Below are 10,832 nucleotides of genomic sequence, written 5' to 3'. Positions count from 1 at the left end.
CGAGCATGTATCAGCAGGCGACCGACGCCGCGCCCCAGCGGCCCATGACACCCGCATCGACCGCCGGCCAGGACCGGGCGCGGCTGCTCGTCGACGGCGACCGTGGCTGGTCGCTCTGGCGAGTTGGCGCGTTGCGCTCCGCGGGCCTGCCGTTCTCCCGTCTCACGGTGCTGGGCGCCGGGCGGGAGCTGGCGATGCAGCCCGGCGCCGAGCGTGACAGCGCGCTGCGTGCCGCCGCCCGGCGCGGCTTCGACGAACTGCTCGCCGACCGCCGGCTGCGCGCCGCACTCACGTGGCAGAATCCCGAAGTCGTGCACGCCTGGGTCGCCGGGTACACCCACGCCAGAGCACGCGCCGACGCAGCCGGCGAAGCGCCACCGTCTCTGCATCACCTCCGCCGGCGGCAGAGGCTCATCACCCGTTACGCTCAGCGCTACGCGGCCAGGAACGACACCATCGGCTTCTTCGGCCCGATCGCGTGGGCGCGTCTCGACGGCGACGAGACTCGCGTAGACGGTCCGGGCGGCCTGCGCCGCCACAACGTCCGCTACGAAGTGTGGGCGATCCAGGCGGTGGCCGGCGCGTGGGCTGCGGACCCCTCGATCCGGCCGCATCTACCGGTGCGGCTCAACCCTTCGTGCACGGTGGGCAATGCGGCGGTACACCGTCCGCACCGCTCCGACATCGCCCTGGAACCCGTCGAGCGGCAGCTCATCGCCCTCCTCGGCGAACCCGCCGATGAGGGTTGGACGCTGGATCGGCTCTTCAGGCAGAGCGGCCTGGCTCCGGGGGAGCTCGAGTCGGCCGTGCGCCGGCTGTGTGACGAATCGGTGCTCCAGGTCGGCTTCCGGATACCCATCTGTGGCGAACCCGACCGGCACCTGGCCCGACAGGTCGCCGCCATACCCGACACCGCCGTCCGGGATCGGCTCACGGAGCAGCTCACGGCGCTCACCGCGGCACGCACAGCGGCGGAGGAGGACATCACCGACCCCGAGACGGTCCTGCGCCATCTCGACGCCGTCGACGCGGCGCTCACCAGCGCTGCCGGACACGCCGTCCAGCCTGCTCCGGGCTTGACCCCGGGTGGGCGCACCCCGGTCTACCTGGACTGCCGCGGGGCCTTCGAGGCCGTCATCGGCGCAGACCTCATGACCGACCTGGCCGTGCCGCTCGCGATCCTCCTCGACAGCGCACGCTGGCTCACCGGCCAGGTGGGGGAGGAGGCGGCCACCCTGCTGGGCGAGCGGTACCGCCGGCTGGCCGCGCGGCGCAGCCGAGTGACCCTGGCTGACCTGCAGTTCGCCGCGGCAGACGTGCTGGCGGCGGACGCCGGCCGGCTCACCGACATCGTCGAGGACTTCCAGCTGCGGTGGGCGCAGATCCTGGCCGGGACGGACAGCGAGACGACGGAACCGCGCGTGGTCCCGGTGGCCGAGGCGAGACGGCTCGCCGACGCGCTGTTCCCGGCGACCGGGCGGCTGTGGGCGGCGGGGCGCGTACACAGTCCCGACCTGCTGCTGCGCCGGTGCCGGGACGGCGCGTCCCGGTGGGTGCTCGGCGAACTGCACCTCGGTCTCAACACGCTGGAGAACAGATGCTTCCTCAGCCAGGCCGACGATCTCGCCGAACTGGTCGCGATGACCCGTGCCACGGTCCCCATGGGCCGGGTCGTACCGGTGTATCCCCCTTCGGCGACCGAGATCAGCTCGCGAACCTATCCACCGACGGCACTGGACCCGCCGGGGCACTACAGGTACTGGTCGTACGGCGCCGACGACGGTCACCCGAGTGGGGTCGCCACCACGCCGGCTACCGCGCTCGTCGTCAGCGAACGCGCCGGCGAACTGGTGGCCACGTGCCGAGCGACCGGATGGGAGGCACCCGTGCTGGAGTGCTTCGGGGAATTCCTCAGCGCCCAGGTGGCGAACCTGTTCCGGCTTCGCTCACCGAAGCCGTACGCGCCGCGAGTCGACCTCGGCGCGGTGACGATCTGCCGCCGTACCTGGCGGTTCCACCCGGCCGAATGGGGTGTGGTGGCGTCCCATGACCGCGATCCCGGCCACGACCGCCTGCGACGCCGGGCGACCGCGCGAGGGCTGCCACGGCACGTCTTCGTCTGGGCCGCCGGCGAGCCGAAGCCGTTTTACGTCGACTTCGACGCGCCGCCGCTCGTGGAGAACCTGGCCCGGGTGCTACGCCGGGCGACCCGGGAAATCACGGTGGTCGAGATGCTGCCCGGCCCGGACGAGCTGTGGTTGCGGCTGCCCGACGGCACGGCGTACACCAGCGAGCTGCGGCTGGTGGCGGTCGACCCCATGGCCGGACCGGCGCCGTCGTGGCGGTTGGATACCGACTCCGCCGCCGGCACGGTCGCATGACCATCGATTCCGCCACCCGACCGGCCCCGACCGGCCCTGACCGGCCATCGTGCACGCCAGAGAGGAGCGCCGACGGTGCTCGAAGAACACCGGCACGACCCGCATCGCGCCGATCCGGATCTGGACGACCTGATCGCGATCATCGGACTGGCTACCCGGGTGCCTGGAGCCCATGACGCGGACCAGTACTGGTCGAACCTCGCCGAGGGCCGGGAGGCGATCGCCTTCCCCAGCGACGACGAACTGATCGCCGCCGGCGTACCGGCGGCCGCGCTTGTCGACCCGCACTACGTGAGGGCGGTCGCGGAACCGCCCGATCTGGAGCTGTTCGACGCGGAGTTCTTCCGCTTCAGCCCCCGGGACGCCTGCGTTCTGGATCCGCAGATCCGGATGTTCCTCGAGATGAGCCATACCGCCATCGAGAACGCCGGCTACGACCCGGCCCGCATCGACGGCAGCGTCGGTGTCTACGGCGCGGCCGGAGCCGCCGCATATGTCGAGGCCCACACGCGGCGCCGCTACGACCGGGCCACGCCGACCAGCAGCATGGCCGACGGCGTGCTCAGCATGCCGGACTACGTGAGCGCGCACGTGGCGTACCGGTGGGGATTCCGTGGCCCCGCCATGACCGTCTCCAGTGCCTGTTCCAGTTCGGCGGTCGCGGTCCACATCGCGTGCCAGGCGTTGCGCACCGGGGAATGCGATGTCGCCATCGCGGGCGGCAGCGACCTGGAAGCCCCCGTGCATCACGGCTATCGGTGGGATGCCGGTGGACCGTTCTCGCCGGACGGGCACTGCCGCCCGTTCGACCAGGCAGCCGCCGGAACCGTCTTCGGCAGCGGCGCCGCCGCTGTCGTGCTGAAGCGGCTCAGCGACGCGATCGCCGACAGGGATCACGTGTGGGCGGTGATCCGAGGGTCGGCGGTCAACAACGACGGTGCGGCCAGGGCCGGCTTCGCCGCACCTGGCATCGCCGGGCAGGTCGCCGTGGTCACCGAGGCGATGCGGGTCGCCGCGGCGGACCCGGCCGACATCTCGTACGTGGAAGCCCACGCCACCGGCACCCTCGTCGGAGACCCGATCGAGGTGGCGGCGCTGGCGAAGGCGTACCGCCTGCTCGGCACGTCACCGCGCGAGATCATGCTGTCATCGGTGAAGGGCAACATCGGCCACCTCGGACACGCGTCCGGAGTCGCCTCCCTGGTCAAGGTCGCCCTGTGCCTGAGCAACGAGCGCCGGGTGGGCACCGCGAACTTCACCGCCGCGAACCCGCGGCTGCGGCTCGCCGAAACCCCGTTCACCGTGGACTCGGCAGCGATGCCGTGGCCGAGGACGGCAGGTCGCCCACGGGTCGCGGGTATGAGTTCGTTCGGCATCGGCGGTACCAACGTCCACTTTGTCGTCGCCGAGGGGCCGGAACCGGCCCGCACGCCGGCACCGCGGCGGCCACAGGTGCTCATCTGGTCCGGCGGCAGCGACGGCGCCGTCCGCGACTACGAACCCTTGCTTGCCGACCACCTGCGCAGGCAGGGCGACAGCGCGTTCGCCGACACGGTCGCGACCCTTCAGGACGGCCGTACCGCGCATGCCGTGCGGGCCGCCGTGGTCGGGAGTGCCGCGGACGCGGTCAAGGCGCTGGACAGCGGCCGGATCCTGCGAGGACACCGTGCGCATGAGCCCCGGCCGGTGGCGTTCCTGTTCCCGGGCCAGGCGGCGCGGCCGACGCGGGTGGCGAACGGACTGTACGGCGTGGACCAGGTGTTCACCGACACGGTGGACACCTGCCTCGCCCTGTTCGAGAACGTCGGGGTCGAGCTACGGGCCGCCTGGCAGGGAGCAGGCGACGGCGGGTTGAGCGACAGCGCGCACGCGCAGCCGCTGATCTTCGTAGTGGAATACGCCCTCGCCGCCATGTGGCGATCATGGGGCATCCACCCGAGCATGGTGATCGGGCACGATGTCGGCGAGTTGAGCGCCGCAGCCGTCGCCGGAGTGTGCGATCTCCCCGCCGCGGTCCGGCTGGTGGCGGCTCACGCTGAGGCCACGGCTGCACTGCCGCACCGAGGTCACACCCTGGCCACGGAGCTCGCGATGAACCGGTTCGCGGCCGCGTTCGACGGTGTGACGCTCAGAGAGCCCGTGTTGCCCATGATCTCGGGCACGACCGGCGACCCGGTTCACGCACAAGCCCTTGACCCGCTGTTCTGGGCGGGCCGGCTCTGCCGGCCGGTCAGGTTCGACGTGGCGCTCGACCACCTGGCCGCGACGCCGGACTGGACGCTGCTGGAGGTCGGAGCGGGCGATACCCTGATCGGACTCGCTCATCAGCACCCCGACCTCGGTGCCGGAGACACGTTCACCGCAGCCACCCTGCCCGCTCGCCCGGCCATCGCCGACCCGGACGATGATCATCGATCGGCCGTCACCGCCGCCGCCATGCTCTGGACTCAGGGCCACCCGGTCGACTGGGCGGCCGTCCGCGGGCATGTGCCGGCGCGGCGCCTGCCGCTTCCGACCTACCAGTACCAGCGGACCCGGCACTGGATCGACTACCAGCCCGAGCCCGAGCCCACGGCGCCACGAGCCGTCTCGCCCGCCTCGCCGTTGAGCAGACTGACCTGGGTGGAGCGACCGCACCCCGGCGTCGTGAAGAACGCCGGCGGGGCGCCGGCGTTGGTCCTGCTTGCCGATGACGCGTCGAGCCGGCCCGCGGTGCTGGCGTTGCAGCAAGCCGGATACCGCCTGACGATCGCCCGGCCAGGTGCGAGTTACGCCGAGACGGACGGTGAGTTTCGTGTCCGGCCCGATCATCCGGGTGACATCGATCTGGTCCTCGCCGCCATGGCCGCTCGGGGAGCGCTGCCCAGCCTCCTGGTGCACGGTCTGGGACTTGCCGAGTCGGCACCGACGGCATCCGCACGCGCCGCCGACGGGCTCGCGGAGTCCTTCCACAGCTTCACCACCTTGATCCAGCGCGGCATGCGCCATCGCAGCGTCACCGGCGTCCTGGTGCTCACCAGTGGGTCGGTTGACGTGACCGGCGCCGAACCGATCGATCCGATGAAAGCCACACTGCACGGGGCGATTCGCACGCTCAGCCGGGAGTCGCCCGAGCTGTCCTGCCGGCTGATAGATATCGCCGCTCCTTTCACCGACGAGGATCTGGCCTCCGAGATCGCCTCGGGCTCGGCGGATACTGTCGTCGCGTTGCGTGGGCCGAGCCGGTGGGAACGCGTCGAACTGCCGTACCAGCCGCCGATGCCGACCGCCCACATGCTGCGTCGGCGGGGCGTGTACCTGCTCACAGGGGGACTGGGCGGGATCGGTCTCGCGGTGGCACGGGAGATGGCCGCCACCGGACTCTCCCCACACCTCGTACTGGCGGGTCGTCGCGGACTGCCGCCGGAGGGCGATGCCGAAGCTGACGCGACCCGGGCGGCGATCGCCGACTGCGAAAGGCTGGGCGCGACCGTACAGGTCGAGGCATGCGACATCGCCGACCTGCGGGCCGCCCGCAGGCTGTTCGACACCATCCGCGCGCGCCACGGCCAGGTGAACGGAATTGTTCACCTGGCGGGGGTGGCCGGCTCCGGCATGCTGCTGGTGCGGCGGCGCGAAGACGCCGACGCGGTGCTGCGCCCCAAAGTGGCCGGCTCCCTCGTGCTGGCGGAGGTGCTGCGCGAGCATCCGCCGGTCGACTTCTTCGTGGTGACCTCCAGCCGCGCGGCGCTGGGCGGTCTCGTCGGCAGCGGCGACTACGCCGCCGGCAACGCCTTCGCCGACGCCCTGTGCCGTCTGTTAGGCCGTGCCGGTGTACCCGCTCTCAGCATCAACTGGCCCGCATGGCACACGGTGGGAATGGCGGCCCGGTCGCCGCTGCCGGTCGCCGGAACGGTCTGGACGACGGAGGTCTCGCAGGACTCGCTGGTGGTCGACGAGCACCGGATCGGCAAGCGTGCGGTCATGCCCGGCACCGGCTTTCTCGACCTTGTCCTGCGCGGCTTTCGCGCGGTCGCCGCCCCGGATGAATCGGCCGCGGTGGCCCTCAGCGGCGTGACCTTCGAGCGGCCCATGGTGGTGACGTGTCCGCGCCGGGTGACCGTCGCCTTCCAACCCGAAGGCGACGGATGGGCGTTCACGGTGCACTCGGCCGAAGTGCCCGATGGGCTCTCCGTGCAGCACGTCAGGGGCTCCGTCGCCGTGCTCGGCCGGCCCATCCGGCAGTCGCCGGAACGGCTGGCGGCGCTGCGGAGGCGGCTGCGCGTGCCCGCACCGGAAGAGGCCAACACCGCCGGCCTGGTCACCTTCGGGCCGCGGTGGGACAACGTCGTGCGCGTCGCGGTGGACCCGGAGCAGGACGGAGAGCGGCTCGTCGAGCTGGCGCTCGCCGAGCCGTTCCATGACGACATCGCGGACTTCCCCGTTCACCCGGCTCTGCTGGACAACGCCACCGCCGCGGCCACGGCGTTCGACCCGAGCGGCTCCTACCTGCCGTTCTGCTACCACCGCTGCGAGATCTTCCGCAGTTTCCCGAACATGGTCGTCAGCCATGTGCGGCACCGTGCCGCACCGCTTGGAGTGATCCGAGCAGACATCGACATCTACGACACCGACGGAGAACTGCTGGCGCGCCTGGAGGGATTCACGATGCGGCGCGTGATCGCCGACGAGTTCAAGGGGGGCGGTGAGTTCGGCGCGGCGCCGATCCCCGACGGCATCGCGCCCGTAACGGGGGCACGCTTGCTGCTGTCACTCTTAGGCGGACGCCACGCCCACCACATAGCGGTACGTCCGCACGAGGCGGGCCATCCGGTGGCAATCCCGGACACGCCGACGGCACCACCCCCACCAACACCACCCCCACCAACGCCGCCCCAACCGACGCCGCCGCTACCAACGCCGCCCCAACTGCCCGTGGCCATGGCGGATGAGCCACGGCACGAGGCAGGTGCCGCTGGAGCGGATACGGTGCTCAAGCGACTGGCCGTGCTCTGGACCGCCGTCCTGGGGGTGTCTTCACCGGCCGATGACGACGACTTCTTCGAACAGGGCGGAAACTCGCTCAGCGCGGTCGAGCTGATGTCACGCGTGAAATCGGAATTCGGCATCCAGTTGAGCGTCATCACCATGTTCGATCACCCCACGCTGTCGGCCTTCGCGGACGCGTTGGTCGCGGAAGGTGCCCGTTGACATGACGATCGACATAGGGGCGGAGGTCCTCGCCAATCGCAAGGAGCAGGCGCAGTGGATGCTGCACCGGTTGACGCCCGGCCGGGGGATCTGCAACGTCGGAGCGGGCTTGCGGCTCGACCGGCGGCTGCGCTGGGGGCCGCTGCAGGCGGCCATCGACCACATCGTGTGGCGCCACCCCGGCCTGCGTGCCACCCTGCACACCAGGGGCTCGACGCTGTACAAGCGTTTCTTGCCGGCGACCGACCTGGTGGTGCCCCTGACGACCGCCAGCGGCACCGAGGAGACCTTGGCCGCCCAGGTCACCGAGCTGATGGCCGAACCGTTCGACCTCGAGAGCGGACTGCTGCTGCGGGCGCATCGCATCGTGCTGCCGACAGGCGAGGTGGTCTGCCTGGTGCTCCACCACATCGTCGCCGACGGGGTGACCGCCGTGGTCGTGCTGCGCGAACTGGTCGAGCTCTATGACGCCTTCGCCGCCGATCTGGACCCGCCGCCGCACCTTGCCGGGAGCGCGCCGGTGTACCTCGAGGCGCCTCCCGACCAGTCCGCGATCGACTACTGGTGTGCGCACCTGAGCGGTGTCGACCCGGACACGTTCGCACTTCCCGACGCGCGGCCCTCGCCGCTGCGGCCGACCTTCGCCGGCGGCCGAGTCGAGCGAGCGCTGTCCGAGCGGGCGCGGGCGGCCCTCGCGCGGCTGCGCAGATTCACCCGCACCACCGACAACATCGTCCTGCTCGCCGCGTACTACCTGCTGTTGGTCAAGCATGGCGCCGGTCCGGACCTGGTGATCGGGGTGCTCACCAACGGGCGGCGCGGCGCCGCAGCGGAGAATGTCGTCGGTTACCACGCCAACACCCTGCCGCTGCGGGTCGAGGTCGATCTCACCGCGGACTTCGCCACCCTCGTCCGGCAGACCCGGGACGTCTTCCTGGTCGGTCTCGAACACGGCGAAGTATCGTTCGAGGCGATCCAGCCGGTCATGCCGGTGAGGTCGGCGGACTGGCGCGTGCCGCTGTTCCGGCACACCTTCAACAACCTGCCGACCGGCACCGGCGATCAGACGATGGCGGGAGTCCCGGTGCGGGGCGTCGACGCGTACACCGCGATGAGCCGTGTCGACCTGGAACTGCTCGCGGCGTTCCAGGCGGACAGGGCCACCATCGACTTCCGTTACAGCACCGAGGTCCACGATCGCGGGTTCGCGACAACCCTGCTCGCCCGGTTGGAGCGACTACTGATCGCCCTGGACGAGTCGCTGGACGAGGCACCGGGCGAAAGCGGCGCCGGGCTGCCGGTCGGTTGGGTGGACTGCGACGCAGAAGGGGAACGGGAACGCGCGGTATCGCACGGCCCCGCCCGCGTATGGCCGGAGGCCAACCTCGGCGTGCTGATCGGCGCGCAGGCGGTGCGGACACCACACGCGATGGCGATCGATGGTTGGACGTACGACGAGCTGCGCCGAGGGGCACAGACGGTCGCAGCGACACTGTCCGCGCACGGGATCGGTCGCGGCGATGTCGTCGGCCTCTACGGCGCGCGCGGCAAGCGGCTCGCGGCCGGGGTACTGGGATGCTGGGCGGTCGGCGCCGCGTACCTGCCGCTGGAGCCCGAGCATCCGGCGCAGCGGATCGGCTTCCAGCTGGCCGACTCCGGCGCGCGGGTCGTGCTCAGCGACCGGCCCCTGCCGGCGGAGCGCACGCATGATCTCGTCGTCCTGGAGCTCCCGACAGAACCCGGCACCGAGCCGTCGGGTGCTGTGCCGCCGGCGACCGGCGATGATCCCGCGTACATCAGCTACACGTCCGGCTCCACCGGCCGGCCCAAAGGCGTCGTGGTCTCGCACGCCAACCTCGCCAACGTGGTGCACCACTTCCGTGAGCATCTGGCGGTGACCGCGGACGACCGCGCGCTGTGGAGCACCACCTTCTCGTTCGACATCTCGGCACTGGAGTTGTTGTTGCCGCTGGTCTCCGGTGGCGAGGTGGTGGTCGCCGGCGACGGGATTCGCGCCGACGGCACGGCACTGCTCGACCTGGTCGTCGATCGGGACGTGACGATACTGCAAGCCACCCCGACGCTGTGGCGCCACCTCGTGCCGCACCTCGGCCAACGGCTGCGGGGACGGCGGGCACTCAGCGGAGGGGAGTCGCTCACCGCCGCGCTCGCCGAGGAACTGCTCGCGGCCGGCTGCCGGCTGTATCACGTGTACGGGCCGACGGAGACGACCATCTGGTCGACGGCGATCGAGCTGACCTCGCCGGTGCCGGAGCCGGTGCCGATCGGCACCCCCGTCGCCAACACCACCATCCACGTCACCGACCGTTCCGGGGGGGACGTGCCCGTGGGCGTGCCGGGTGAGCTGCGGATCGGCGGTACCGGTGTGGCCCTCGGCTACCGCGGCGACCCGAAGCTGACCGCTGAACGGTTCGCCGTCCACCCGCGGCACGGACGCATGTACCGCACCGGCGACCGAGTGCGGCAGCGCCCCGACGGGGTCCTGGAGTACCTCGGCCGTACGGACCGGCAGGCGAAGGTGCGCGGCCACCGGGTGGAACCGGGCGAGATAGAAGCGGTGCTGGAGCGCCACCCCGAGGTGCGTGCCGCCGCGGTGATCACCGAATCCGATCCAGCAGGACACCAGCGACTGGTCGCGGGGATCCAGCCCGCTGACCCGGGCAACGCCGGCAGCGGCGCCCAGCCGCTGGCCGCTCGGCTGCGGGACCATGCCGCCGCGCACCTGCCGGCGGCGATGGTCCCCAGCCGGTTCGTGGTGCTGACCGCCATGCCGCTCACCGGCAACTCCAAGATCGACTACCGGCAGATCGCCGCCGTGGTGGCCGACGCCGGTGCTGCCGTGCCCGAGTCGGCCCTGCCCGACGACCCGACCGAGGAGTTGCTGGTCAGAGTGTGGCGCGAAACGCTGGGAGATCCCCGGCTGACGGTGGAGTCCAACTTCTTTCTCAGCGGCGGCCACTCGCTGCTCGCGGTCCAGATCGCCGACCAGGTGGGAACCGCCTTGGGCCGTCCGGTCGCATTCGAGCTGATCTTCGAGGCGCCGACCCCGAGATTGCTGGCGTCGCGGCTGACCGACGGCACGACGCCACCCGCCGCCACCAAGGAGAAGGCATGACGCCCCCCGTCTCAATCGTCCTGTGCCGGACGGCCTCCAGCACGCATACGGTGTGGCCGGCCGCGGCGCAGCCGATCCCGGCGCGGGGAGTGGCTGCCGGACGGCCGCAGCCTGCGCTCAACGGC

General features: G+C 71.4%; 3 protein-coding genes. All 3 read left to right on the top strand.

Annotated features, from left to right (window positions below):
• Positions 1-5: 5 nt before the first annotated feature.
• The 3 genes from AB0H84_RS22160 to AB0H84_RS22150 all read left to right on the top strand — a co-directional run bounded on the left by AB0H84_RS22160 (position 6) and on the right by AB0H84_RS22150 (position 10,707).
• On the top strand, positions 6-2,381 hold the full coding sequence (locus AB0H84_RS22160; protein WP_357607027.1) for a lantibiotic dehydratase: 2,376 nt from the start codon (positions 6-8) through the stop codon (positions 2,379-2,381).
• A 75-nt stretch (positions 2,382-2,456) separates the two neighbouring features.
• Positions 2,457-7,571 (top strand): SDR family oxidoreductase, encoded by a 5,115-nt coding sequence (locus tag AB0H84_RS22155; protein ID WP_357607023.1) that lies wholly within the window; start codon positions 2,457-2,459, stop codon positions 7,569-7,571.
• Position 7,572: 1 nt separating this feature from the next.
• Positions 7,573-10,707: an amino acid adenylation domain-containing protein gene (locus AB0H84_RS22150; protein WP_357607019.1), complete on the top strand. Its 3,135-nt coding sequence runs from the start codon at positions 7,573-7,575 to the stop codon at positions 10,705-10,707.
• The last annotated feature ends 125 nt before the right edge of the window (positions 10,708-10,832 follow it).

Origin of the sequence: Nonomuraea sp. NPDC050786 (genome assembly GCF_040654115.1) — a bacterium.
Lineage (GTDB): Bacteria > Actinomycetota > Actinomycetes > Streptosporangiales > Streptosporangiaceae > Nonomuraea.
This window is presented reverse-complemented; position numbering and strand designations above follow the sequence as displayed.